Source organism: Streptomyces sp. NPDC054794 (genome assembly GCF_053611585.1).
This window is the reverse complement of sequence record NZ_JBSHAQ010000041.1, coordinates 1-24,973: the sequence shown is the minus strand read 5'-3', so window position 1 is coordinate 24,973 and position 24,973 is coordinate 1. Positions and strand designations below refer to the sequence as shown.

Here is a 24,973-nt window from a genome sequence, read left to right as displayed (position 1 = left end):
GGGTTTTGCGGGCGGGCCCCCCCCGCTTTGCCCCCCCCCGTCCCGGGTGGACCCACACGGGGGGGGGGGCCCCGGGCGCCCCGGCCCCCCGCCCACGACCGCACGCAGACGCTCTCGGTGTCGGAAGCCGGGTCTGCTCGAGTGGGGGACTGTCCAGCCGCGCGAGCGTTTCGCGCCCGCTGGGTACTCGCTGCGCGCCTCCCGGGCCAGGGATGGCGAGAGCGGCTCGCGGACGCGGCGGACGCCCGGTTGCCCGTTTGCGACGGGGCCGGGCCCTTGTTGCGCAAGGCATTTCCTGATCACTGGTCGTTTCTGCTCGGCGAGATCGCCCGATACAGCTTGATCGTCCTGGTGCTGACGCCCGCCCGGGAAACTACGGCTCACGCAGTCGGACAGCGCTCGCGGCGATGAAAGAAACAGGTATAACGGGCAAATAGCTCGCCATGTCCTTCGCGGCGACGCCACCGGTACCGGCGTCCGCCCCGCCTGACCCGCGTCGCTGTCGGGCATTCGATGCCCGGCAGCGGGTACTCGCCCCCGATGGACACGACACTTCAGCAACTGGCCGCTGTGGGCTCCGGGGCAGGCGTGGTCGTCATCGTCATCTGCGGCCTGCTCATCACGAGCGCACTGGTGGGGGCCGTGCTGCTCGGCATCCGGGTGCGGCGGCGGGAGCCCGCACCGCCCCGCCGCTCAGAGCAGCCGACGCTGCCCCCTGACGGGCCGGTGCGCGAGGAGCGGAACATGCGCGAGCCGAACGAAGTGCCCCGGGCGACGAGGGATGCCGACCGCCTCACCCCCCACCAGCTCGGAAATGCCTCCAGCCGGCCCGGTCGGAACCAGAGCCGTCCCCGCTGGCAGCGCGGTTCCAGTGGGTCCTTCGGAAGCGGGGGCAGCGGAGCGGAATAGCGCGCCCGCGGTTCTGCGTAATCGGGCATCAGACCGGCGTCGCCTGGACGTCGACGAACGCTGGCTCGTTGTCGCCTAGGGCCAGGGCGGGGTCGGCCAGGAGGCAGACGGCGCAGCGGACGACGGCTTCGTCGACCCAGGTGCGCCAGGCGGTGTCGTCAGGGACGAAACGCCATCATCAGCTGGGGCGGCGACGTACCCGATGGTTCGGCTGATTCTCGGAGCCCGGCATCCAGTGGTGCTCACAGAACCAGCGGCCGAACAGGGCGCCTCCGTACACCACGAATCCGACGCCGATGAGCCACGATTCCACCACCAGCACGATTCCGACGGTGCCGTAGCTGAGCGCGTTGGTGACGATGAGCGGTGTGAAGACCAGGTAGGAGAAGGCTCGGAGACCGCCGAGGCCGACGACAGTGGCGATCGCGCCCGGCAGCAGAGTGCGCCACCGGACCTGGGCCCCCAGAAGGAAGCGTTGACCCCACCAGAAGAACAGCACTCCGCTCAGCGCCGACAGGCCGATCCGTTGAGTTCCGTGCACCGCGCTTCGGGTCTGCACCTCCTGATACAGGTAAGCGGTCAGAACGACGAGCCATGTCAGCTGTCGCCACACTCGGTGCCACGGGCCGGGCGCGAGATGCCATATCCGTTCGTAGGCGTTCTGCACACTTCCCGCGAAGGACACTCCGAACACGGCGAGCAGGATCCCGCTCCACACACTGGTGGTGCCGATTACCTTGCGCGGGGGGCTGACGATGTCGGTGAGCACACGGGCGGACTGTCCGGACACCCCCATGCCGTCGGCGAGCCAGGACGCGAAACCTCCCCGCACCAGCGGATCTGCCGCGGCGACAACGATCAGCAGCGGTGCCAGCGTCACCAGGGCCAGCGTGGCGAAGCCCATCGCCCGGTGCAACAACTCCAGCTCGCGGCCGCGGCCGAGCAGCGTGCGGACACCCAGCCACTCCCATGCGCGGCGGAGCCCGCGCCGCCTTTGCTCCACGCGATCCTCCGTGCTGCCTGTACCCGGCCCTTCGCCGAGGTTTGCGCGCCCTCACACGTGGGCGGCTGCCCATGCCCATCTTGTGACGGTCATCGGACGAGCGCTCGCTGTGTGCCCGGCCAGGAGGCGAGCAGCAAGGCCGCCGGTCGGTCGCTGCAGTGGACCGGGGGCCGTGCGGCACGTTCAGGGCTTCCACACTTCGGGCCCTTCCCCATGCCAATCAGGGGGTGCTCGGCCACGGCAACTTCGTCCAAGGAGTCGAGCCCGGCCTGGCTCAATAGCACCAGCAGGTCATGCAGGCCGTATGCAGTACCCAGAGTCTTCGTCCACCTGCAGTTCATCCATGCTCGCCGAGGCCGCGAGCGGTCCAGGCTGGACGCAGGGCTCTGGGCGGGCCGCGCGCCGCCGGAGTGAGGCCCTGCGCGGCTCTGCGGTGGCCTCGAAGACGCCATGGAGATGCTGGCCGCCCGCGGCTACGAACCGCCGAAGGCGCCGAGGGGCCGACCGGGGCAGCCGCACGCGTCGTCCGTATGCGCAACTGCCCGTCCTACGCCGTCGCCGAACGCTTCCCGCCGCTCGTCTGCGGCATGAATCTCGCGCTGCTGGAAGGGCTGCACGGCCTTTCGGCCACGATATCCGCCCTATACGGGTGAATTACCCAGGGCTACCTGATTCAGGGGGTAGCGCTGCAACGGGGGGGGGCCGAGCTGCCTCAAGTCCCGGGGCGGTGGGCTCCATCCCTGCTCTGTGCTCGGCGGAAAGAAAGGAATCCGATGGCCCTCTCGCTTCGACGACGCGCGCTTGCCGCGTGCGCCACGGTCGCAGCTGGCGAGCCTGTCCACGGCGGGCGTGGTGCAAGCGGCGCCTGCGACGGTGCCGGAGCATCCGGTCGTGATCACCAGCGTGGCGTACACCAACTACCTGATCCCTGACGACGTGGCCGGCAACGACGGCACCTACCTGCAGGTCTACTACAACCCCCGCCACCCGTATCCGAGGGCCTTCCAGTTCACCCCGGTCGGGCTCGCCAGCGGCCAGACGTTGTACCAGTGGACGATCACCACCACCGGAAACTGTGCCGAAGTCCGCGGCGACGCCGGCACCCCCGTCTGGCTGACCAAGTGCCAGCCCAAGAAGTCCACTCAGTGGTGGCTGCTCAAGCACACCACCGACAGCGACGCCTGGGCTCTGGTGCCCTACTCCAAGGACGACATGGCCGTCACCGCGACCTTCGGGGACGACAACGTCGCCCCGCTGCGGGAGATGCCCGGCGGACACGCGACGGCCTCCCAGAGGTGGTACCTGACCAACGCCTGAGAAGCTCATCTCATCGCCTGCCAACGCTCAGGCCCGCCGCCCGCCGTTCCCTACCCGGCAATCGCGTAGGGAACGGTGCGCTCGGCCAAGTCGGAGCCCGGCCCGTCTTTGCGCAGCAGGTGCTCACTGCGGTGGACAACCTCGTCCATGGCCCTGTCCCAGTCGCAGGGCACCAGGCGCCCGCCCCTGCGGACGAGCGGGGTGGTCAGCCTGTCGGGGGAGTGGTTGGCCTGCCAGCCGAACAGGTCCTTCGGGCCGAGCCGTCCGCGGTTTACCCGGTCCTGCGGGCGGCCCCGCACGCCGATGATCCGCCCGTCGGCGACCGCGATGTCCATCGCGTCGCCGTTGGAGCGCAGCAGCGATGCCGTCTGGACCCAGCGTTCCACTTGGTCGGCCGTCGTGCCGGGCTGCAGGAACGAGTCGTTGCGTACCGGCCACGCTTCGCTACGGTCATAGGGGGTGCGATCGCCCCAGCGCCGCGCGATCCGGTCCACCTCGGCCTGCATGTCCTGACCTCCCGATCCTGCATCTGGGGGCTGGCGTGTTCACCGCGCTCGCGGGTCACACGCCTCTTTGCTTGTCTGGACCGGGATCGCCATGCACTTCGCTTTCGGCCCTGGGCAGGAGCAGCCCCCTGGCGGCTGCGGCGGCAGAACCGTGGCTGGTCGCTCCTCGTACGGGATCATCGATAGGTGCTCGCACCCGGCGCTTGATCCGCCTCAGTCTGCTCGGGCGGACCTTTCACTTGCGTGCTGCCGGTCACGCCGCAGGGGCTCTCCAGCACTCCTGGTGCTGCGGCATGGCACCGGCCGCGGCGGGTCTGTCACAGGGGCGATCCCGGCGCATGCATGCCTCCTTGCCGACCTTTTTGCGTGTGAATGGCCCGAGTACGCGGTAGAGCGACGCGAAGCCCGTGCATTTGCGCAGCGGCGAAGGCATCGGGCCGCGGGTGCGCCTGCCTCGACGGACATGTGGAGCTGCCCGCGGGCACAGGCCACATTCACGAGACGGCACGGACGCTGCTGAACCGTCGCCTGTACCTGTATCAGCCCCGGTGCCGAGAGCAGCAGGAGGCGGCCACGAGCGCGACTGGTCGTGATCCCGACCCCGGGCAGCTGCGCGACCACATGACAGAGGACCTCAATGCGCAGGGGCCGGCCGCCGGTGGATCGGCAGCCACGCATACCCGTCTCGGCAACGAGACGCAGGGGCTCACCACCCTGCTACGCGAGCACGCCTCGTGCAGCCACGGCGAGGTGCGCTTCACCTTCCGGACGCAGAACTCCCCGGAGGTGTCACGGACGCTGACCGAGGATTCCTGGTGCCCGCGAAGTCGACCTCACTCGCCGTTACGATCCGGGCACCCATGTTGCGCTCCATCATTTCCAGGGCCGCGGCCTCCAGATGGGGGTGAATGGACGCCACGGCGTCCCTCGGTACCGTGACCTCCAAGTGCCGGATGTGTGCGTCCAGGGCCGAGTACAGAACGCACTGCTCGGTGACCTGGCCGCAGAGGACCAGGTGCGTGACGCCCAGCCGCCACAGCACGTACGCCATGGGTGTCTCGTAGAAGATGGAGTGGCGGGCTTTCAGCACAAAAAGGGACTCGCCGTCGGGCAGTATCGGCTTGACCAGCCCGGCGTGCGGCCGATCCAACGCCGTTTTCAGCAGTTCTCCGTGGTGGGAGCGCCACAGGCCGAAGTTGTCGTTCGCGTACACCACCGCCACGTCAGCCTTCCGGGCACGGGCGAGCAGATCTGTGACCACGGGAACAATGCGGCTGACGGAGGGGATGAGCAGTTCCGCGTCCTCGTGGTCGTACGTGTTGATCATGTCGATCACGACGAGCGCCGTGCCGCCGGTCGCTTCGAAGTCGTTCACCGTACCCATCACCCTGATGTCAGTCGCGCAGCCGTGGCAGGACCCTGGTGCGGTAGAAGTCGAAGAAGCCCTGCTGGTCCTTGCCGATCTGGTTGACGTAGACGCTGTCGAAACCTGCCTCGACGAACGCGGCGAGTGCCTCGACGTGGGCGTCCTCATCGTCGCCGTACGGTACGGCCTTTGCCACCTGTTCCTCGGTGACCAGCTGGGACGCCTGTTCGAAGTGGCGAGGGGTCGGCAGGACTTGCGGGAGTTCGCCGGGCAGTTGCTCATTTGCCCACAGTCGGTGTGCGGTGCGGACCGCCTCCTGCTCGTCCGTCCCCCAGCACACCTTGAACCCGCCGTACACCGGATTGGCCCCGCCGCCACCGCGCCGGAAACGCTGCACCATGGCTTCGTCGGGCGCCATGGTGATCAGTCCGTCGCCGATGCGGGCGGCGACCTCGGCGGCCTGGGAGCCGAAGGCCGACACGTCGATCGGCACCGGCTCGTCCGGCAGCGTGTACAGGCGTGCGTTCTCCACGGTGTAGTGCTTGCCGTGGTGGCTGACCTGCTCCCCGGTGAACAGCCGCCGCATGATCTGGACGGCCTCCTCCAGCATTTCCAGCCGCACCGGTGCTTCGGGCCAGACCGTGCCGAGGATGTGCTCGTTAAGCGCCTCGCCGGTGCCCACCCCCAGCCGGAAGCGCCCGCCCAGCTGGACCGCGCTGGTCGCGGCGGCCTGGGCGATCACGGCGGGGTGGGTACGCACCAGTGGACAGGTCACCGCCGTCTGCACGGGCAGTGATACCGCCTGCGACAAGGCCCCGATCACCGACCACACGAACGGGCTCTGCCCTTGGCGGTCGTGCCACGGGTGATAGTGGTCCGATATCCACAGCGACTCGAAGCCGGCCTGCTCGGCCATCCGCGCCTGCTCGACGAGTTCCGCCGGGGTGTGCTCCTCACACGACAGGAAGTATCCGAAGCCCGCCATAGTCTCTCCCGAAGTCGCATCCGTGACTTTGCCGTCCGTCCGGCTCCGAGTACCCGAGGACCGGGAGGTCGTGCGTGGTGTTGCAGGCATGAGGTGGGGTACCGGAGGCGGGTACTCGCCACGGCACTGCGCGTACTGCCCCGACAGGCCTAGCGGACCTGCCGGGTCCGGCGGCGGGCCGACGATCTGCAGGTTCTTGTGACGTCCACCGCGGTGGAGGGCGCCAGCCGCCGGTTTTTGTCCCTCATCGGCGGTAGAGGCGTCTACGCCGTGTCCCCGCACGGACGCTGGGTCCCCGGCGGCTACTACGAGGACGGCACCCTTATGCGGCGCAGCCGCTGGATCACCACCGGCGGCGTTGTCGAGTGCCGCGAGGCCCTCGCCTTACCCGCCGAGGAGACGCGCCTGATTCTGCTCCGGAAGCTGCTCGCCATCGACGCAACCGCCCACGTCCCCGTCGTGCTCGACCCGCGGGCCGATTACGGACGTGCCCCGCTGTCCTCCACGCACCGTGATGATGACGGCGTCTGGCATCTGAACACTGGCCGCGACCACCTGCGCTGGCAGGGCGCCCCATTGGCAGTCGTCCGCGGCGAGGGCTTGACCACCGACCTGACGCTGAAACCCGGCGAGAACCACGACCTCGTCCTGGAATGCTCCCAGGCACCGCTGCCGCACAGCCCGCCCGCGCTGGAGCACACCATCGCTCCCCGTGACGCCAGACGCGCGCACGCCTTGTTGCGCGGGCTGACCACCCACGGCGGCGGCATGGTCGCCGCCACCACCAGCCTGCCCGAACGCGCTGAGGGCCCTGCGAAGAGACCGCGGCGAGCAGTGTGCACGCCGACGGGCACTGGCAGCGCAGCCCCCACGATCCCGCGGTCGACCGCCGCCACTCACCATCGTTTCCGTCCGGGCACACGGCCGCCGCGGTGGGCTTGACCGCTGTGGTGGCTCCGTCGTGGCCGCTGGCCGGCGCGCTTGCGCGGTCCCGGCTGCCATGGTGGCCGTCGAGCGCGTGCACTCTGGTGCCCATTCCCAGCGACTTCGTCGGCGGCGCTGCCCTCGGGGCCTCATCAGCGCCTGGCCGGCCCCGTTGTTGAGCGTATGACTGTCGAATCCATGTCCCGGGTGAGGTGACCAGAGGGTGGGCGGTCTCGGTATGACGTATGTGCCGGTGGTTCGCTCAGACGCTGAGCAGACGGTCTCAGCTGTCTCAGGTGCTGAGCAGACGGTTGAAGAAGGCACGGTAGCGCCGCAGAGCCCTGCGCAGCTCCTCCGTGTCCACCTGCTTGCCTTCCCCCCACTCGCCTTCGAGGTTCTTCTTGTGATGAGCAAACGTGGTGGCCAGGGTCTGCATGACGTCTGCGACGAGTGTGTCGGCGTCGTGTACGGCCTTGCGGGGGTCGTCCACGAAATTGTTCTGTATTGCCTGCCAGCGGCTGTGGAATTCCCGGTCTTCGTCCTGTGCCAGGAGCTGCGGAGCTGCATCGTCCGAGGTATCGGATGCGTCCGGCATGCCTGGGGCATCCGGGGCGCCTGCCACGTCGGGGGTATCGGCCGCGGCGTCGGAGTTGCTGGGGGCGGACCGTTCGGGCGCCTCGTCGGCTGGACGCTTCGTCCGGGCAGTCGCGGTGCCCTCACCGGGGTAGATCGGGGGGCTCTCGATCGAGGAGGCTTCCTCCTCCGTTCGCGGCGTTCCGGTGGTGGCGGCGCCGGAAGGCTGCGCCAGATCTTCGGTGGTCAGGCCGCCGATGGTTCGGCGCGTTTCGTCGTTGCTGTGCATGGCGTTCTTCCTGCTGAGTCGGTTCGGAGTCAGGAGCGGGCGGGGTGGGCCCGGCCTCCGTCGGAGAGCAGTTCTTCGAACAGGGCGCGGTAGTGCACCATGGCACCGCGTAGTTGCTCGGTCGTCGCCTGGCTGCGGTTGCTGAGAGACTCCACCTCGTGCGCGGCACGGTAGTGCTCGAGGGTGCGCCCATGCTCCACCGAGAGGTCCCTCATCTGTTGATCGAACCCTTCGGTCGGGTAACCGCGGTCGTGCATCAGCGAGGTCACCAGCTGGTCTGCGTCGTGCACCGCGTCCTCCGGTCGGTCCACGAACTCCTGCTGGACGCTGCTCCACTCCCGCGTGTAGCGGTCACGCGAGACCGGGGGCAGCGGTTTGATGTCCAGCGCATCGTGCCGCTTCTCCCGCTCCCTGAGTTCGCGCTCGGCTGCAAGCGTGTTGTCGGATCGCTCGACGGTCCGTTCGTACTCCGGACCGAAGCGCTCACGGAGGTGACGGCGCCGCCGCATCATGAGTGAGACCGCCACAGCGGCCAGGGCGAGCACCACCACGATCGGGACGATGATCGCCAGTAGCGTTCCCGTGGACATAGGTACGCGCTCCTCTGTGCGTAGTGATACGTACCTCCCGAGTTCCCCCTTGTCCGATGTCCACCCTGCCCGGGGCCAAGTTGCCTCCGCTGTTGCGTCACTAGGGGGCAGTGCGGCTCCGCGGCCCAGCTCGCGAGACGCGTTGTCGACCCCTCGAACGATGCTCCATCACTCGTACGTCGCAGCCGTCGGTGCCTCGCGCACCCGGCACGGGCGTCGACGGCTCGCTGTGGGGTCTTGCATACCGGACACAGCAGGTCGTCGGGCGCCACGCGTCAGCACGCCCAGTGCATCCCGATCGCAGCGAGCTTCCGAGTTGTGGGCGGGAAGGCATCTGAAGCGCAGTCTTTCGGATCGGGCGGGTGGACTGCCTCTCTCGCTCTTACCCCGTAACTTGTGAGCCTGCTGGTCTATCGGAAGGGGATCACCGCCCAATTGCCACGCCGGCTCAGATGCTGACGGATCGCGTGGCATGAGTACACCTTGTCGGCCAGGCCCGCCTCCGGTCTGATTCGGAGTCGTGCCCCGTCGCTGGGGAACACGCCGTCGTCATACGTCTCTTGACCAGACCGCGTGCCTCAACCGTGGCCGACTTGTGCAGCGAGGAGCTGATCGCCGTCAGCCCGGACGAGGATCTCGATCACGCTGTCGAGTCGATGCGGGGGCATTGCGTTCGCCGTCTTCCGGTCGTCGAAGGTGACGAGTGGTTGGCGTCATCTCGCTCGGCGATATCAGCGTGGCCACGCCCAACGCGCAACTCAGGGACGAGGTGAAAAGACGGCCGAAGTGCGCGTGTCACCATACCTTCGGTCCTCTTGCGTGCAGCGCCTTGTCGCCACGGTGGCGCTGGTGCTGACCGGCCTGTCGAGGGAGGCGGCCCGCTGTCAGGCGCGCTCCGCCTTCACCGGGGTCGCCTTCACTACCACCGAGGCCGAAAGCATGGTCAGCCACCCCGTACGACGCCGGATTGCGATGATGCTGATGCTGCTGGGCAGTGCGGGCGCCGCCACGGTTGTCGCCTCTTGTTGTTGTCCTTTGCCGGCCTGCACAGCCGAGGCGCGGAACTGGAACGTGTCGCCGTCATTGCTGGCGGCATGGCCGTGCTGCTCGCCGTTTTGTGCACGCCGGTCGCCGACCGGTGACTCTTCGGAGTGCTGCAGCACCTGCTGACCCGCTTCACCGACCTCGAGGCTCGCGACGACGCGGGACTGCTGCACTTGTCGGACCACTGGATGGTCGGCGAGATCCGCATTCGGGAGGCCGACTGGATCGCCGACCGGGCGCTGCGCGACATGGACCTGCCAGGCGAAGGCGTCCTCGTCCTCGGCATCCAGCGCCGCGGTGGCCGCTGGATCGGGCGCCAGGTCCTGACACTTGCTTGCGCTCCGGGGGACACTGCGGTGTTGTACGGTCCGCGTGACATCCCGGCCTCGACGACCGCCGCCGTGACACCGCTGGTGAAGCACCCCGGGTTGATGCCCGCGCTCGTTTCAGCCGCACGCTTCAAGAGCAAGCATGTGACGACCTTGCGGAATAGGAACGACGCCGGTCTGGCTCCCGCCGGTCAAGGTCGGTGATCTGGAGCAGGGCGAGGCCGTCAGGATCGGCGTGAACGACTGCACTGAAGGGCCGGAGCACCGGTCGGCCTCCGGCACGATTGCATTCGCGCCCTCGAAGCCCGACTGCCGGTCCGGCTGGCGCCGACAGCCGCACGAGACGCTCAGACGGCCCGTGTTCGAGGCGGCGACGACTTGGCCGCCGACCGAGCGCGCAAGATGCGGACCCCGCCGAAGATCCGCTTCAGATGGCGGCGGGCACCCGCGTGCCCCCATCCGGAGGTGCCCGTACCCAGCCAGTCCTCAACACGGGTCATTACCAGCAACAGCAGGCTCAGCACGGGCAGGAGCAAGAGCGCTACGACGATCACAACGTAGTGTCCTTTCTTCGACACCGGTGCTGACCGGGTGCCCAGCCGGCGGAGTGCGTCAACGGTGGTGTGTGTGGATGCGGTGAAGGCTGACTCATGCGGTGCTGGCGACGGGTGCGTGCGTGCGGGCTAGCCACTCGGTTTGGCACAGCTACATCTGCGGCAGTGGCGACCTGGTCCGCGTCGAAGGGACCAGGCCCGCAGAGGCTGCTCATGGAGCACACCCCCAGCCTGCGGGACGTCGTCGCGGAGTGCATACGGCATACCCCAAGCGAGTGACCGCACCTCGTGAGCCCAGGCTTCGTGCTTGAGAGCGGCAGGTCGGCTGGACGGGGCGGGGGCGTTGTGCCGGCGACGTTTTCCTTGCCCCGGGCGACCCCGCGATGGGAGGCGAGCAGACGTCCGCCTGGGCGACGTCGGCGCGGGCTGGCCCAACATGATTTCGGCCGGCTGCCGGTCAGCCGATTGGGTGCCGCCCGGGCCCGTGAATGTTTCGCATGGGCTGGGTGCTTGCCGCGTGCCTGCTGGGCTGAGGATGGCGGGAGTGCGCTGGCACGGTTGGGAGGAGGACGTTCCTTGAGTCCTGCGGCGGAGGGTTCGCAGGAGGGCGGGGGCCGGAGCCTGGGGCGAGGTTCGCTAACGCGGTGGACGCCCGGTTGCACGTCTACGACGTGACCGGGCATCTGCTGCGCAAGGCTTAAGCCGAGCGCCCACAGTCCTGCGGTCTGCAGCGCTTCCGGCACCGAGGACCTCTCAGGCTGCCAAGTGGAGCCGATGGCCGGCCTGACTAGTAGGCGGCAAAGGTGCCGACAGCCGAGTGCCCGCGATAGAGACGTCGATACCGCCGGACTGGCGTTGGCGGGCAGATGCCACGGCCAAGGCGTGCGTCTCGCCGTCCCCCCGGCCCTCACCAGCGATGGCGCCTGCACAGGCGCGAGCACCGTGCACCGCGTCAGCCCGGAACATGGATCACAACGCCCAGCGCACCTGCCTGGGATGCCTCACCGCCGAGCTGAGTGCTTGCGACGCGACCGTCGATACACGCCCGGACCCGGGTCTCAGGCCGGGACGGTCAGGATCGCCCACACGACGATTCTGTCGCTCCCGGCTGAACTTCGTGGTGGTCGCTGTCCTTCGCTACTGCCAGCAGCCATCGCCGTGCTGCTGGGCGGGGGGTGTGGCGGTGCGAGGCTGTTCGCGGCGCCTTCGACGGTGAGAGAGGCCAACTGCACTGCCTTTCCGGTCCCCGGGGCTGCCAGCGGGTGCGGCGGCCCCGGAAACCGGGCGTTCAGGATTTGCCGCGGCCGGTGACGAAGTCGCGGGCCCGGTCGACCAGGCCGGCGCCCGGGGCGAGGAGCTTGTTCGCGGGCGGGGTGTCGGGGGCGGAGGGGTGCGGGCGGGTCGGAGCCATGGCCTTGGCCCGGCGGATCTTGTCCCCGAGATCGTTGAGCGTCTCCGCGGTGCAGGCTTGGCGCAGCTTGGGGAAGAGGTTGTGTTCCTCGTCCTGGACGTGGGTGGCCACCTCTTCCATGAGCAGCTGCAGCAGCTGGCTCCTCTGGGGGTCGTCGGTGTCCGTCTTCTCCAATTGCTTGAGGATCTTCTCGACCCGGCCGTGGTCGGCGAGTTCCTTGTCCGCGAGCTGGTCGCCGCCCTCGATGTGCTCGCGCACCGCCGGGTACAGGTATTCCTCCTCGGCGACCGAGTGGCGTACCAGCTCGATGGTGACCTCGTCCACGAGGTCACGCAGCTCCTGGCTCTTGCCGGTCATGGCTTCGATCCGGCCGAACATCTCCTCGACCTCGCGGTGATCGGCCATCAGTTCCTCGATGACATTTCCGCCGTGTCCCATCGCGCATTCCGCCTCTCAGTGGTCGATGTCGGGGCCGGGTTCCCGCCCCGCCAGAGAGTCATCCCCCCAGCGGGGCGGCGAAGTGAACCTGGCGCGTGTGCCTCACCCGGTCGGCAGCGTCCGTGCGACGGCAGGCGGTGGGTTGCTGACCGCGGCGTCGGTGTTGCTGACGGTCATGGAGATGCGTACGTCGGATCCCGCCCTCCTGTGGTGCTTTGCGGCGGTGTGGTCGCTCACGCTCGTGGCGGGCTTGCGTCTGCTGCGCCGCGCGACTGGAGGCGGCGGGCGCTTCGGCCGGGGACGGATGACGCGTGACGGCTGCGGTTAAGGACTTTGCCGCGGCTGTTTCCGATTGCGCGGCCGAGGCGGAGGAGCCGCGTTGGTTCGCTGCAGCGGAAGCGGACCCTTTTCCGCACACGCTGCGGGTCAGCGACGTAGCACCCTCAGCACTGGCGGACGGGTAACGGAATGGCCCTGGGGTCCGGCTGGGTCTCCGAGGCGCGGTGGGCGGTATGTCCACGCCCGTTCAGCCGACCTTGTGCCCTTGCATGGGCGCGGTGTCGGTGCCTGCTCCGTGCTGGAGCCCGTCCAGGAACTCTTGCAATGCCTCGGTCGCGGTGTGGTCGGGCTGCCAGCCCAGTTGGGTATGTGCGCGTGTGCAGTCCATCAGGGGGAGGCGCAGGACGGCGTCGAAGAGGTGGGGAGATGCGGGGAGCAGGTGCAGGCCCCAGGCGGCGGCGATCGCGGATCGGGCCCCGCTACGGGGCAGCCGCACGCGGCGGGTGCCGAGCATCTCGCCGAGCAGGTCGGCGTCGACCGGGGGGGCGGCGGCGAGGTTGAAGGCGCCCCGGGCTTGGGGTGAGCGCAGCGCGAGGAGGTAGGCCCTGGCGGCGTCGTCGGTATGCAGGGCTTGGACCCGCAGGCCGGGGATGTCGGGCAGGAAGGGAAGCAGTTCCGGTCGTGCCAGGGGGCCCGGCAGGTAGCGGCCGCCGAAGATGCGGCGCTGTTCGCTTGCCGACTCCCGTTTGAAGAGGAAGGCCGGGCGCATGCGCACCACACGGGTCTCGGGGTGCTCGTGCTCGAAGGCGTCCAGGACCCGTTCCAGGTAGGCCTTCTCGCGGCAGTAGGCGGCGTCCGGCCAGCCGTGGGTTGGCCAGGACTCGTTCACCGCCTGGTCCTTGTTCTTGGGCCCGGGTGAGTACGCGCCGACCGACGAGGCATGCACCAGAACCGGCACCCGCGCGCGGGCCGCGGCCTCGAACACCCTGATGCTGCCGAGCACGTTGGTGTGCCAGGTCTTCGCCGGATCGTGCGTCGGCTGGAACGCCCACGCCAGATGGACCACGGCAGTGGCGTCCTCGAACATCTCGCCCAGGTCGGCTTGTTCGGACGCCACATCGACGGCGCACCACTCGGTCTTGGCGGGCGTCCAGCCGGGAGTGCGTCGCGCCACGCCCCGTACCCACTCGACTTCCGGGTCCTCGGAAAGGAGGCGTACCAGGCTCGTGCCGACATTCCCGGTCGCGCCCGTGACCACGACCCTGCTGCCCGTTTCGCTGCTCACTTTTCGCCTCCTCTTCGCCGCGGCTGTGGCCGGACGGCCGAGTACCCGGTCACCGGGGGCGGCACACGGCAATGGCGACGGGGAGCGGAGCAGGCCCGCACGGCCGGGCAGCCAGCGGACTGAGCCTGGGTCGCGGCACGTCAGAGGACGACCTGCGGGGGCTGTCGCTGGCCCGGGCGTGCGCGGCGACACCCCACGACCCAGCCGCCCCCGGCCGACTGTGTTCTGTGAGCCCGGCCCGGGTGCGATGCTGCTCCCCATCGGTAAGGCTGGTGTGGTGTCCGAGCGCCGTGTGATCGTGCATCCACCGTCTGAAGCCGGTGGCCGCAGGGTGGGCATCGATGATCGTGTCCTCGGTGTTGCCTACAGCCTCCACGACGTCACAGTGTTCCTGCAGAACGCCAGCCTGACCGGCTGGGACGAGCTGGATGTCGGCGAGTCGGATCTCAACGAATGGCATGAAGCCGGCCCAGAGGTGTGGACACCTTGATCGCCCAGGCACCGTCCCGCCGCCGGATCGGCGACCCAGAATTCTCGGCCGGGTGAACCGGCCCAGGGCTCGCGGATGACGGTCCGCCGGTGTGCTTCCTGCGGTGGGCGGCCGCCCAGGGGTCCGCTGGGGCTGGGGTAGAGCATCGTATGGCCACGGCCCGAGCTGGTCGTACGCGCCCGGTACGCCGTGCCCACGGCCGGCCCGGGCGTCGGTAACCGGTGAGCCTGCGACCTGCCTCGGGCCGTTGCGATGTGCCGGCCAACCGACAGTGACCGGTGGCCGGGATTGGGCCCTTCCAGTGTGGTGTGACACCGCTTGTTCACCTGAGTGATACCAGAAGTGCGCCGTTAGGGCGCCCATAGCTGAAGAAAGGGCTTTATTGTCGGCTTTAAACACCAGTATCCGAGTATAGAAAGTCAGCCAACATGGGCGAATTCCTTGTGGCCGTGGCGACGAAGATCGCCGTTTCGCTCGCCGAGGCGATCATCCTGCGCCTCGTGTGGGAGCTGTGGGCCGCTTGCTCACGCTCGCTGCGCGCGAGCTTCGTACCGGCCGCCGCCTGACATTCTGGGGCTCGGCAGCCTGCACGCCATCGCGCGCCGTCGGGGTATGACGTCGGGCGGCCTGGACCGTCCGAGCCTCTGTGCTCGGCCGCACGCCACGAGCCCGGGCTCACGTCCGCGCAAGATACCTCAGTCCGGACCGTGATCGTCACGCAAGGACGGCGCCCGGAGTGATTTTGTGGTCCGTCTGGCCTCCGAGGGGCGCGTACCACAGGGCGGACCGCGCCACGAAGAGGCGGATATCCTCTCCTCGATCGTCCCGAAGCTGTCCGCCAGGGCCGCCGACCCCGCGGTGACCGCGCTGCGCGCCTCGGCGAAAGCCTGAAGCGGGTCCAGGCCGAGCCGGAGCTGGTCGTCGACGCCCAGTGCGGCCCCCAGAACTGGTCTGGCGCACCACGCGGTCGGCCAGGACTTCCTCGGCAACCCGGTCGCCCGCGCGGTGCTGACGGACGTGGCTGGTCCGACGTCGTGTTTCAGCTACGTCTGGAGGTCCGTCTTCTGCTTCTCCTTCCGTCCGCTGCGCAGCAGCCAGGTGGCTCCGCCGATGGCCAGGGCGACCGGCCATTCCAGGGCCCCTGCCACGGTCAGTGCTCCGAGTCCTCCGTAGAACGCGAGGTCCTTGGCGGGCGGCGTAGTGGGCAGTCGCGTCGTGGCCGCGTGGGTCGTGCGCGTCAGTTCTTCTCTGGTGAAGTACGGAACCGGCACCGAGGGATGCAGTGTGCGCATGTGCAGGTGCAGACCGGCACCGTCGCGCTCGTGGGTTTCCTGTTGCGGGTTCTCCGCTGTCTTGGCCATCCCCCTCCTCCTTTCATCGGAGTCGGTGTGGTTGTGCCTTCTCAATTCTCGCGCGCTCCCGGTGGCGCCTGCGCGTCCAAGGAGTTGCGATGGAGACGGGGGTGCTGACCTGCCCGTGCGCGCGAGGGGAGTGCCGGGCCGCAGGAAGCTGGTGATGCGCCGTGGCACTTCCCGGAGGCGGACTGCTGAGGAACGTGGTGTCGTCCGCGACGGGTGCGCTGCTCAGCGAGGGCCGGGGACGCGTGCGGTTCTTCGGAAGGCGCGCGCACGTGGCCGTACGGGGTCTGCGCCCTGGTGACCTGCCCGAGGCTACGGTGACGAAGCTGGCCAGGGAGGTCGAGCGGCGCCTCGCCGCCGTGCCCTCGGTGGACTGGGCCGTGGTGAACACCATCCTCGGGCACGCCGTCGTCGGCACCGACGGCTCGTCCGAGCTCGAAACGATCACGGACGCCCTGATCGAGGCGGTCGAGGAGGTGGAGGAAGCCCACGGCGTCGAGCACCCGCTGCCCGAGCATCCCCTGTCGGGCGGGACGGTCCGCAGGTCCACCTCGGCCATGGCCCTGCATGTGGCGGCCGCCCCGCTGGCGGCGCTGACCGGTCTGACGCGGCGCACGCCCATCCCCGCGGGCATCGCGGCGCTCGCTCCGCTCGTCGACGCCCACCCCCGCCTGAGACGTCTGGTGGACCAGGCGGTCGGCCCCGACAACGCCGGTGTGCTTCTGGCCTCGGTCACCGCCTTGGGGCAGGCCGGCTCCGGAGGTCTCGCCGGGGTCGGCGTGGACACCCTCCGGCACGTCCTGCGCACGATGGAGGCCAACGCGGAGGACGCCGCCTGGGCCGCGGCCGAGCCGCGCATCGCAGGCAGTGCCGCAGCAGCCGCCCATCGCGCGGCGCCTGTCCCGTCTCCCCGCGAGACATCGCTGAAGCCCGGACCGGTCGAGCACTATGCCGACCAGGCACTGGCCGTGGCGGCGACGGACTTCGCCGGATCGCTGCTCGTGACCCGGCGCCCCCGGCGCGCCGCCGGTGCGGCGCTGGCAGCGATCCCGAAGGCACCGCCCCTCGCACGCGAGGGCTTCGCCTGCGTCTTCGGCCGGGGTCTGGCCCGCCGGGGAATCGTCGTGGCCGACGCCGAGGCGCTGCGGAGGCTGGACCGGATCGGCATCTTGTTGCTCGATACGGACGCCCTGGCCACGGGGTCCTACCGGCTGGCCGACCTGGTGGCCCTCGACGAGGACGCGCCCGCGGGTGAACTCGCCGCGACGGCCCACCGGCTCTTCGACGGCTCCGCGCCGGAACGCGTGCAGCGGGACGGGGAGTGGGCGTTGGGCCCGGTCGAGTGTCTGACATTGCAGGGAGGTACGGGAAAGCGCGCCCGGGAGCGGCTGCGACGGGAGGATGCGCGGATTGTGCTGGGTCTGGCGCGCGAACAGCGCCTCCTCGCCGTGATCAGCGCACTGCCCGAGATGCCCGACGCCGCGAGCACCCTCGTCGAGGCCGCGCATGCGGCCGGGCTCAGGGTCGTGGCCGCGGGCGCGCACTCCGGTCACCCGTCCGTCCGGGAGGCCGACGCGGCCGGCGAGGGAGGCGATCGCCTGCTCGACTCCCTCCGGGCCCTGCAGCACGACGGTGACGGCGTGCTGCTGATCTCTTATGACCGACGCGCGCTCCTGGCCGCCGATGTCGGGGTGGGGTTCGTGGACCGGGAGGAGGCGCCACCCTGGGGAGCGGATCTGTATCTGGGCGGCGACGCCGCGGCGGCCGTGGTGATCGTGGAGGCCTGCCGCACCGCCCGGGAGACCGCGCGCCGGGGCGTGCGGCTCGCTGAGGCCGCAGCCGTGGTCGGCTCGACGGCGGTGCTGGCGGGGCGGGCGCGGCGGTCGGCGGCCCGGGGCGTGACGGCGTTCAACGTGGCGGCCGCACTGGGCTCCATGGTGGGCGTCTGGTCGGCTGCACGACTGCTGCGGCGCCCGCCGCCGATGACCACGTCGCGGCACCCGTGGCATGCCATGGACCCGTCCACCGTGCTTGCCGGGGTCGGTGGCAGCGAAGGCGGGCTGGCGGCCAAGGAGGCGCGGGCGCGGGCCAAGACCACCGGCGAGCGCGCGCCGGCGACATCGCTCGGCCGGGCCTACCTGTCGGAGATGGCAAACCCCCTGACGCCGGTCCTCGGTGCCGGGGCGGTCATGTCGGCGTCGGTGGGCGCCGTCCTCGACGCCGTCGTCATCGTGGCGGTCACCGCCCTGTCCGGGCTCATCGGCGGCTTCCAGCGCTACCGGACCGATCGCGCGGTCGCCCGGCTGCGGCGGGAGTCGGCCGTGATGGCCAAGGCGGTGCGGGACGGGGAGGAGCTCACCGTCCCCGCGGAGGAACTGGCCGTGGGCGAGGTGGTGGAACTGAACCCCGGTGATGTGGTGCCGGCGGACGGCCGCCTGCTGGAGGCGCACCACCTGGAGGTCGACGAATCCGCCCTGACGGGTGAGTCGTTGCCGGTGGCCAAGGGCGTGGAGCCCGTTCTCGCCTCGGACCTCGGGGACCGTACGTCCATGGTCTACGACGGCACCACCGTGGCGGCCGGTCGCGGCCGCGCCGTTGTCGTCGCGACCGGCACGGCCACCGAGGCAGGCCGCGCCGCGGCAGGGGGGCGAGGCGCGACGCCGTCCGCCGGGGTCGAACGCCGACTGGCCCGGATCACCCGGACCACGCTGCCGGTGGCCCTCGGTTCGGCCGCCGCGGTGGTGGCGGCGGGCATGCTGCGCGGGCGCCCCACCCGGGACACGGTCGGGGCGGGGGTGGGGCTGGCCGTGGCAAGCGTTCCCGAAGGACTGCCGTTTCTGGTCTCGGCCGCCCAACTCGCCTCCGCCCGAAGGCTTTCCGCTCGCGGAGCCCTGCTCAGACACCCCCGCACCATCGAAGCCGCGGGCCGCACCGATGTCCTGTGTTTCGACAAGACGGGAACTTTGACCCAAGGGCGCATCTCCCTCGTCGCCGTCGCCGCCGACGGCCACAGCCGCCCGCTCGAATCACTCGAGGGCGAGCAACGTGCCGTCCTCGCCGCGGCGTTGCGAGCGACACCCCGCCCTCGCAATGGCGGCGAACTGGAACACGCCACCGACGGCGCGGTCACCGAGGGCGCGAAGGAGGCGGGAGTGAGTCGGCCCACGGCCGCACCAGGCTGGCGGCGCACCTCCAGCCTGCCCTTCGAACCGAGCCGTGGATTCCACGCCACGCGAGGCCGCTGCGGTGAACAGCGGATCCTTTCGGTGAAGGGCGCACCGGAAGAGATCGTGGAGCGCTGCGCCACCCGCGGTGGCCGACGCCTGGACCAGAAGGGCAAGAAGGCCGTCCTCACAGCGGGCGAGAAGCTCGCGGCCAAGGGCCACCGGATCCTCGCGGTGGCCGAACTCCGCGACGCACCTGGGGGCAAGCTCACCGACGAGGCAGTGGACGCCCTGGACTTCCTCGGCTTCCTGGCGTTCGCCGACCGGGTGCGCGATACCGCGCGCGACGCGGTGCGCCGGCTCGCGGACGCCGGCGTGCACATCGTCATGATCACCGGAGACCATCCGGGCACCGCCGAGTCGATGGCCCGCGAACTGGGCGTCGTGAACGGCAGACGGGTGGTGACGGGAGCCGAACTCGACGACATGGACGACCGCGCCCTCGACAGGCTGCTGCCCGACGTGGGTGTCGTCGCCCGCGGCACCCCCGTGCACAAGGTCCGCGTGGTCCAGGCGTTCCAGCGTCTGGGCCGCACAGTGGCGATGACCGGCGACGGCGCCAACGACGCGCCCGCCATCCGGCTCGCCGACATCGGGATCGCGTTCGGTGCGCGGGCCACGCCGGCCGCGCGTGCCGCGGCCGACCTCGTCGTCACGGACGACCGGCTGGAGACGGTGCTCGACACGCTCGTGGAAGGCCGCGCGATGTGGGCCTCCGTGCGTCAGGCGCTGGCGATCCTGGTCGGCGGCAATCTCGGCGAGATCGCCTTCACTCTCCTCGGCGCGGCCGCCACCGGAACCTCACCCCTGACGGCTCGCCAGCTTCTGCTCGTCAACCTGTTCACCGACCTCGCCCCGGCCATGGCCGTCGCCCTGCGCTCACCGGATCCCGAGGCCGCCGAACGTATGCTCCGCGAGGGACCCGGGGTCTCGCTCGGGACGGCCCTGACCGAGGACATGGAGTGCCGCGCCGTGGCCACCGCCCTGGGCGCCACCGCGGGCTGGCTCGCCGCACGGTTCACCGGCCGCGCCATCCGCGCCCGTACCGTCGCGCTGGTCGCGCTCGTGGGCGCGCAGCTCGGCCAGACCCTGCTGGTCGGGGGCCGCAGCAGAGCGATCGTCATCTCCTCCCTCGGTTCTCTGGCCGCACTGGCGGCCGTCGTCCAGACCCCGGTCCTCAGCCAGTTCTTCGGCTGTACGCCTCTCGGTCCTGTCGCGTGGGGCATCGCGCTGTCCGCCGCAGCTGGGGCCACGGTGAGCGCTCCATTCCTCCCCCCGCTGATCGGGCGCCTCCACGCTGCGGTTCCACGACCCCGACCGGCCGCATCCCACGTATAGATGAGCAGCGCTCGGCCGTACTTGACAGTCCGGCTTTGTTGCAGATTGCCCGAAAGGTCGTTGTGTAGCCCCTGGCTACCGAGGGCGTCAGTCGAAGGAGGCCGTAGCCGGCGCTGGACGGCCGTTCGAGGTGTGGATCAGTTCTCCGCGACGACGCGCACGGTGTTGAGTCGCTGGTCGGCGGCATCGGGAAGGAACATGCCAGCCGCGACTCCCGTGGTCAGGTATTCCAGCACGGGCTCGGTCAGGCGTTCGCCGGGCAGCACGACGGGAATGCCGGGCGGGTATGGGGTGATCATTTCGGCCGCGATCCTTCCGGAGGCCTCGGCGGCTGGGACTTTGGCGTGCCCACAGAAGTAGGCGTCGCGGGGCAGCCGGGCTTGGTCCAGGCGTAGATCGGCGGGGGAGGGCACGGCGACCTGGGGGGAGTTCTTGAGTTCATCGGCGTGGCCGGCCAGGTCGCGCAGGGCGGTGACGAGACGAGCGGTGGTGTGCTCGTCGTCGGCGTGGGTGAGCTGGGCGCTGAGGCGCCGGTGGTCGAAGAGGTGGACGTCGATGTGATGGGCCTCCCGCAGCCAGTCAGCCGCCCGGTAGCCGGTGGTGCCAAGGTCGCTGATGTCCATGACCAAAGGCAGGGGGTCGAAGTCGTCGGCGAGGTCGGGGCCGCAGAAGTCCGCGGCGTCGTTGACGTGGAAGCCGCCGATCGTCTCGATGCTCGCGCGCGTGAGCGCGGCCAGTTCCAGGGCCCGGCCGATGAGCTCGTGGCCGTGCTGGACCATCTGCCGGCGCCAAGCATCAATGCCGGCGTAGAGCAGGACGTTGGGGCTGGTCGTGCCGAGGAGGTCGGCGCGTGAGGCCAGTTCGGCGGGATCGATCAATTCGCCCTGGAGGTGGAAGACCGATCCCTGTTCCAGGCCGCTGCCCATCTTGTGGATGCTGGTCACGCAGATGTCGGCGCCCGCGTCCATGGCCCACGACGGCAGATCGTCGTGGAAGGGCAGGTGCGCCCCCCATGCCTCGTCCACGATGAGCGGTTTGCTACGGCGGTGACAGACCTCGGCGATGCCCGTGAGGTCGGCTGCGGCTCCGTACGGGGTCGGGCTGGTGACCAGGGCTCCGTCGGCATCGGGGTGCTCGGCGAACGCCCGGTCGTAGGCGGCCGCGGATGGGGGATGGGCGATGTGCCGCTTGGCGTCCCATTGGGGTTCCACCCATACCGGCTCGACGCCGGAGAGGATGAGCCCGGCGACGACCGACTTGTGCGCGTCGCGTCCGACGAGGAGCCGGTGGCCGGGGCAGGTCACCGCCAGCATGGCGGCCTTGACCGACAGGGAACTGCCGCAGGTCGAGAAGAACGTGTGGTCGGCGTGCACCGCGTCGGCCATGAGCTCCTCGGCCCGCTCGAGTACGCGGCGCCGGGTGAGCCGGTCGTCGAGACCGCCGTTGGCGAGGACGTCGCCGTAGAACACGGCGTCCCCGAGGACTGCCCGTGCGCGGGGGTCCGCGCCACGTGCCTGCTTGTGACCGGGGGGCGTGAAGCCCAGCTCGTCGACATCGTGGTGGCGGGCGAGCGCGTCGAGTACGGGCGCTTCGTCATGATGGGAACCCATGGGTGAGCGGTTCCCGAAACCGGTGCGGGCATGCCGGGCAGCCCTCCGGACGGGTGCGGGCCGGCAATGCGTCGCAAGCATCGACCAGGGAACTCGGGGGTCACCATTCCCCGCGATACGAGCAAGGTGCATGCAGTTGTGCAGCCCGCAGCAAGGCAGCGGCGCAGTCACCAGGGCGGTGCCACGCCGCAGGACAGCGCCGAGCTCAAGGCACTGTCAGGCAGAGGCGAAGGGCGGGCATGCCCACGGCACGGACAAGGGCAGCAGGGCCGGGGGAGAGGGGCGGCGTGCTGCCGGACCAGCGCACCGACCATCCCTGAAACCGGGCCGTGCCTTCGTCATACCAGGGCGGGGTTCGCGTTGTCAGGAAGGGAAGCGAACCACGATGCCGACCGGATCCAGCTCCAAGCGGGAGCGGCGGTACGAGCACGTCCAGAAGAGCGCCCAGGATCGTGGCGAGTCGACCAAAAGAGCGAAGGAGATCGCCGCGCGGACGGTGAACAAGGAGCGGGCGACATCGCGCGAGTCGAAGACGGCCAGCAAGTCCTCCACCCGCGACCGTAAGTCAGCGCCCCAGCGTGGTGGGCAGCGTTCGCACCGCGGCTCGGAGGGGCCGACCAAGGACCAGCTGTATGAGGAGGCCAATAAGCGCAACATCCACGGCCGCTCCTCGATGACCAAGCGGCAGCTGGAGAACGCCCTCGGCCGCTGACACCAGGTGATGTCGGGCCGGGCGGAATCCATCCCTTGTTCTTCGCAGGGAATCCCGGCCTTGAGGCCGGGCGGGAATGCGATCTTCGGCTCGGAGGCGCGAAGCGCCGGAGTTCTCTGCGCGTGTGTGGTGACGGTCAGGCTGGGCGCTTCTGGTTCTCGATGTAGTCCTTGACGATGCTCAGCGGTGCGCCGCCGCAGGACCCCGCGAAGTAGGACGGGGACCAGAACACCGAGCCCGTCCCGGTCCGGTTGATCCGGCCGGTGTACTCCGCGCGCAGGTATCGGGAGCTGACACCTTTGAGGCTGTTGACGAGTCTGGACAGGGCGACCTTCGGCGGGTAGTGCACGAGAAGGTGGACGTGATCAACTTCGCCGTTGAACTCCCGCAGCTCTGCGTCGAAGCTCTCGCACACGTCACGCATGATCTCTTCGCAGCGTGTCAGCATCTCACCGCTGAAGACTTCACGTCGGTACTTCGTGACAAACACCAAGTGCACGTGAAGATTGTGGACAACGTGGTTTCCACGTCTGATATCAGGATCTGGCTCCCAGCGTGGTGACATACGCCAAGTGTAGTAGGATCGAACGATTCGACCGGGGGGTGGGCTGAGGTGATCCGTGCGTACAAGTTCCTCATGCGGCCCACCGTCCGGCAGGGGCAGGCGCTCGCCGGGATGCTGCGGGACCACTGCTCCCTCTACAACGCGGCGTTGCAGGAACGCCGCGACGCCTACCGGCACGTCTCGAAGACCACCGTCACGTACGGGATGCAGTCCGTGCAGCTCAAGGAGATCCGGGCGTTCGACCCGCAGCGTCAGGGCCGCTGGTCGTTCAGTTCGCAGCAGGCCACCTTGCGCCGTCTCGACAAGGCGTTCGCCGCGTTCTTCCGCCGGGTCAAGTCCGGCGACACCCCGGGCTACCCGCGTTTTCGCGGGGTGAACTGGTTCGACACGGTGGACTTTCCCAGGGACGGGGACGGCTGCCGGTGGAATTCCACCCCCCACGAGACCGTCACCCGGGTCCGCTTCCAGGGCGTGGGCCACGTCAAGGTCAACCAGCACCGCGCCGTGACCGGCAGGATCAAGACCGTGTCGGTCAAGCGCGAGGGCCGCAAGTGGTTCGTCCTGCTCAGTGCCGAGCAGGACCAGCCCGAACCGCTGCCCGCGACCGGCTCCGCGGCCGGCATCGATCTGGGCATCGCGAACTTCCTCGCCGACTCGGGCGGCGAGTTCGTGCCCAACCCGCGCCACGGTCGCCGTGCAGCCCAGAAGCTCCAGGCAGCGCAGCAGGCACTGTCCCGGTTCCCGCGTCGCGGGGCGAAGGACCGGACCGCCAACCACCAGCGCGCCGTGGAGAAGGTCGCCCAGCTTCACAGAAAGGTGCGTCGTCAGCGGCTCGACCACGCACACAAGACCGCACTCGGCTTGGTCCGCGCACACGACTTCATCGCGCACGAAGACCTCAAGATCCACAACATGAGCAAGGCCCCCGCACCGAAACCCGACCCCGGCCGGCGGGGCACCTTCCTGCCCAACGGGGCCGCAGCCAAAGCCGGGCTCAACAGGTCGATCAACGATGCCGGATGGGGGGTGTTCTTGACGATCCTGCACGCCAAGGCTGAAAGCGCCGGACGGGAAGTGATCGCCGTGGACCCCCGCAACACCTCCCGCACCTGCCCCGCATGCGGGCACACTGCGCAGGAGAACCGGCCCACACAGGAGAAATTCCACTGCGTCTCGTGCGGCCACACCGCGCACGCCGACACGGTGGGCGCTCTCAACGTTCTACGGGCCGGGCTGGTCCGTCGCGACGCCAACCCGGCGTAACGAGAAGCCCCCGGCTTCAGCCGGGGGAGGAGTCACGCGGTTTTGAGGAGCTGTCCGGGCGAGCCCGGGTGGATTCCGGATTCGAGGCCCGTTTCGGTGGAGAGCTGATCGGCACGTTCAGGGCTTCCATACTTCGGGCCCTCCTCCGTGCCACTCGATGAGCGGGTGTTCGGCCACGGCCACCTCGTCCAGAGACATAAGCCCGGCCTGGCCGAGTAGCAGCATCAGGTCATGCAGGCCGTGCGCGGTACCAACGGTCTTCGCGTCCACCTGCACTCGACGCCCGCCCGACTCGTCGGGCGGGTGCACCATCACTCGATGTTCATCCACCCTCCCACCCTCACCTGCCAAAACAGCGCCCGCACCTGATGCGACGGGCGCGTGCAACGGCAGTTCAGGCGGCGACAAGCGCGGGGAAGGTATCTGCGCGGAAGCTGCGCTGCCGCGCTCGTGTCATGACCGGCGTCCTTGCGTTGAGCGTCCGGGCGGGTAGCCGGGGCCGGCTGCTGTCGCGGTGCGGCCCCGGCTACCGCGTGTCAGGATTGTCCGCGGCCGGTGATGAAGTCGCGGGCCCGGTCGACCAGGCCGGCGCCCGGGGCGAGGAGTTTGTT

At 69.6% G+C, this 24,973-nt stretch carries 22 protein-coding genes and 2 pseudogenes; 12 read left to right on the top strand and 12 right to left on the bottom strand.

Going from position 1 to position 24,973, the window contains the following annotated elements:
- Positions 1-190: 190 nt before the first annotated feature.
- Both ACWGKT_RS33830 and ACWGKT_RS33825 read left to right on the top strand, forming a co-directional pair.
- Positions 191-360, top strand: a pseudogene (locus ACWGKT_RS33830) (ubiquinol-cytochrome c reductase cytochrome b subunit); the annotation flags it as partial.
- Positions 361-540: 180 nt separating this feature from the next.
- Positions 541-909 (top strand): DUF6479 family protein, encoded by a 369-nt coding sequence (locus tag ACWGKT_RS33825; RefSeq protein WP_453276638.1) that lies wholly within the window; start codon positions 541-543, stop codon positions 907-909.
- Positions 910-1,087: 178 nt separating this feature from the next.
- On the opposite strand, the gene ACWGKT_RS33820 is transcribed toward ACWGKT_RS33825, so the two are convergent.
- The gene (locus tag ACWGKT_RS33820) at positions 1,088-1,912 is read right to left on the bottom strand and encodes a ribonuclease BN (RefSeq protein ID WP_453276637.1); all 825 of its coding nucleotides are present in this window, start codon (positions 1,910-1,912) and stop codon (positions 1,088-1,090) included.
- Positions 1,913-2,803: 891 nt separating this feature from the next.
- Here ACWGKT_RS33820 and ACWGKT_RS33815 point away from each other — a divergent pair.
- Positions 2,804-3,229, top strand: coding sequence for a hypothetical protein (locus ACWGKT_RS33815; RefSeq protein ID WP_453276636.1), 426 nt, complete (start codon positions 2,804-2,806; stop codon positions 3,227-3,229).
- Between the two features lie 92 nt (positions 3,230-3,321).
- Here the strand turns inward: ACWGKT_RS33815 and ACWGKT_RS33810 are convergent.
- From ACWGKT_RS33810 to ACWGKT_RS33800, 3 genes and pseudogenes are all read right to left on the bottom strand, one after another.
- A pseudogene (locus tag ACWGKT_RS33810) lies at positions 3,322-3,735 on the bottom strand (nitrate reductase); the annotation flags it as partial.
- Between the two features lie 757 nt (positions 3,736-4,492).
- A complete protein-coding gene (locus tag ACWGKT_RS33805; protein ID WP_453276635.1) occupies positions 4,493-5,110 on the bottom strand; it encodes a cysteine hydrolase family protein in 618 nt (205 codons plus the stop codon).
- Positions 5,111-5,129: 19 nt separating this feature from the next.
- Positions 5,130-6,086, bottom strand: coding sequence for an LLM class F420-dependent oxidoreductase (locus ACWGKT_RS33800; RefSeq protein WP_453276634.1), 957 nt, complete (start codon positions 6,084-6,086; stop codon positions 5,130-5,132).
- Between the two features lie 198 nt (positions 6,087-6,284).
- Here ACWGKT_RS33800 and ACWGKT_RS33795 point away from each other — a divergent pair, with 198 nt between their 5' ends.
- Positions 6,285-7,028, top strand: coding sequence for a hypothetical protein (locus ACWGKT_RS33795; protein ID WP_453276633.1), 744 nt, complete (start codon positions 6,285-6,287; stop codon positions 7,026-7,028).
- 274 nt (positions 7,029-7,302) lie between these two features.
- Here the strand turns inward: ACWGKT_RS33795 and ACWGKT_RS33790 are convergent, their stop codons facing one another.
- Together ACWGKT_RS33790 and ACWGKT_RS33785 are read right to left on the bottom strand one after the other, a co-directional pair.
- On the bottom strand, positions 7,303-7,872 hold the full coding sequence (locus tag ACWGKT_RS33790; protein ID WP_453276632.1) for a hypothetical protein: 570 nt from the start codon (positions 7,870-7,872) through the stop codon (positions 7,303-7,305).
- Between the two features lie 29 nt (positions 7,873-7,901).
- A complete protein-coding gene (locus tag ACWGKT_RS33785; RefSeq protein WP_453276631.1) occupies positions 7,902-8,462 on the bottom strand; it encodes a hypothetical protein in 561 nt (186 codons plus the stop codon).
- Positions 8,463-9,046: 584 nt separating this feature from the next.
- On the opposite strand from ACWGKT_RS33785, the gene ACWGKT_RS33780 reads away from it, so the two are divergent.
- Positions 9,047-9,235: a CBS domain-containing protein gene (locus ACWGKT_RS33780; RefSeq protein ID WP_453276630.1), complete on the top strand. Its 189-nt coding sequence runs from the start codon at positions 9,047-9,049 to the stop codon at positions 9,233-9,235.
- Positions 9,236-9,346: 111 nt separating this feature from the next.
- Here the strand turns inward: ACWGKT_RS33780 and ACWGKT_RS33775 are convergent, their stop codons facing one another.
- The gene (locus ACWGKT_RS33775) at positions 9,347-9,625 is read right to left on the bottom strand and encodes a hypothetical protein (protein ID WP_453276629.1); all 279 of its coding nucleotides are present in this window, start codon (positions 9,623-9,625) and stop codon (positions 9,347-9,349) included.
- Between ACWGKT_RS33775 and ACWGKT_RS33770 the strand changes: the two genes are divergently transcribed.
- Positions 9,614-10,039 (top strand): hypothetical protein, encoded by a 426-nt coding sequence (locus tag ACWGKT_RS33770; RefSeq protein WP_453276628.1) that lies wholly within the window; start codon positions 9,614-9,616, stop codon positions 10,037-10,039. The two genes, ACWGKT_RS33775 and ACWGKT_RS33770, sit on opposite strands and share 12 nt — an antisense overlap.
- Before the next feature lie 1,638 nt (positions 10,040-11,677).
- On the opposite strand, the gene ACWGKT_RS33765 is transcribed toward ACWGKT_RS33770, so the two are convergent.
- The gene (locus ACWGKT_RS33765; RefSeq protein ID WP_453276627.1) at positions 11,678-12,238 is read right to left on the bottom strand and encodes a hemerythrin domain-containing protein; all 561 of its coding nucleotides are present in this window, start codon (positions 12,236-12,238) and stop codon (positions 11,678-11,680) included.
- A 526-nt stretch (positions 12,239-12,764) separates the two neighbouring features.
- Positions 12,765-13,802 (bottom strand): SDR family oxidoreductase, encoded by a 1,038-nt coding sequence (locus ACWGKT_RS33760; RefSeq protein ID WP_453276626.1) that lies wholly within the window; start codon positions 13,800-13,802, stop codon positions 12,765-12,767.
- A 247-nt stretch (positions 13,803-14,049) separates the two neighbouring features.
- Between ACWGKT_RS33760 and ACWGKT_RS33755 the strand changes: the two genes are divergently transcribed.
- The 3 genes from ACWGKT_RS33755 (at position 14,050) to ACWGKT_RS33745 (ending at position 15,183) form a co-directional block, all read left to right on the top strand.
- Positions 14,050-14,292 (top strand): hypothetical protein, encoded by a 243-nt coding sequence (locus ACWGKT_RS33755; RefSeq protein WP_453276625.1) that lies wholly within the window; start codon positions 14,050-14,052, stop codon positions 14,290-14,292.
- 428 nt (positions 14,293-14,720) lie between these two features.
- Complete coding sequence (locus tag ACWGKT_RS33750) at positions 14,721-14,858, top strand: hypothetical protein (RefSeq protein WP_453276624.1); 138 nt, start codon at positions 14,721-14,723, stop codon at positions 14,856-14,858.
- 178 nt (positions 14,859-15,036) lie between these two features.
- Positions 15,037-15,183, top strand: a complete 147-nt coding sequence (locus tag ACWGKT_RS33745) for a hypothetical protein (RefSeq protein WP_453276623.1) — start codon at positions 15,037-15,039, stop codon at positions 15,181-15,183.
- Positions 15,184-15,335: 152 nt separating this feature from the next.
- Here ACWGKT_RS33745 and ACWGKT_RS33740 read toward each other — a convergent pair whose 3' ends face one another.
- On the bottom strand, positions 15,336-15,653 hold the full coding sequence (locus ACWGKT_RS33740) for a hypothetical protein (protein WP_453276622.1): 318 nt from the start codon (positions 15,651-15,653) through the stop codon (positions 15,336-15,338).
- A 161-nt stretch (positions 15,654-15,814) separates the two neighbouring features.
- Between ACWGKT_RS33740 and ACWGKT_RS33735 the strand changes: the two genes are divergently transcribed.
- Complete coding sequence (locus ACWGKT_RS33735; protein WP_453276621.1) at positions 15,815-20,212, top strand: HAD-IC family P-type ATPase; 4,398 nt, start codon at positions 15,815-15,817, stop codon at positions 20,210-20,212.
- Positions 20,213-20,349: 137 nt separating this feature from the next.
- Here the strand turns inward: ACWGKT_RS33735 and ACWGKT_RS33730 are convergent, their stop codons facing one another.
- Positions 20,350-21,822, bottom strand: coding sequence for an aminotransferase class I/II-fold pyridoxal phosphate-dependent enzyme (locus tag ACWGKT_RS33730; protein ID WP_453276620.1), 1,473 nt, complete (start codon positions 21,820-21,822; stop codon positions 20,350-20,352).
- A 385-nt stretch (positions 21,823-22,207) separates the two neighbouring features.
- Between ACWGKT_RS33730 and ACWGKT_RS33725 the strand changes: the two genes are divergently transcribed.
- Positions 22,208-22,534: a plasmid stabilization protein gene (locus ACWGKT_RS33725; protein ID WP_453276619.1), complete on the top strand. Its 327-nt coding sequence runs from the start codon at positions 22,208-22,210 to the stop codon at positions 22,532-22,534.
- A gap of 136 nt (positions 22,535-22,670) precedes the next feature.
- Here ACWGKT_RS33725 and tnpA read toward each other — a convergent pair whose 3' ends face one another.
- On the bottom strand, positions 22,671-23,099 hold the full coding sequence (gene tnpA, locus ACWGKT_RS33720) for an IS200/IS605 family transposase (RefSeq protein WP_453276618.1): 429 nt from the start codon (positions 23,097-23,099) through the stop codon (positions 22,671-22,673).
- A 48-nt stretch (positions 23,100-23,147) separates the two neighbouring features.
- On the opposite strand from tnpA, the gene ACWGKT_RS33715 reads away from it, so the two are divergent.
- The gene (locus ACWGKT_RS33715; RefSeq protein ID WP_453276617.1) at positions 23,148-24,362 is read left to right on the top strand and encodes an RNA-guided endonuclease InsQ/TnpB family protein; all 1,215 of its coding nucleotides are present in this window, start codon (positions 23,148-23,150) and stop codon (positions 24,360-24,362) included.
- Positions 24,363-24,973 lie beyond the last annotated feature (611 nt).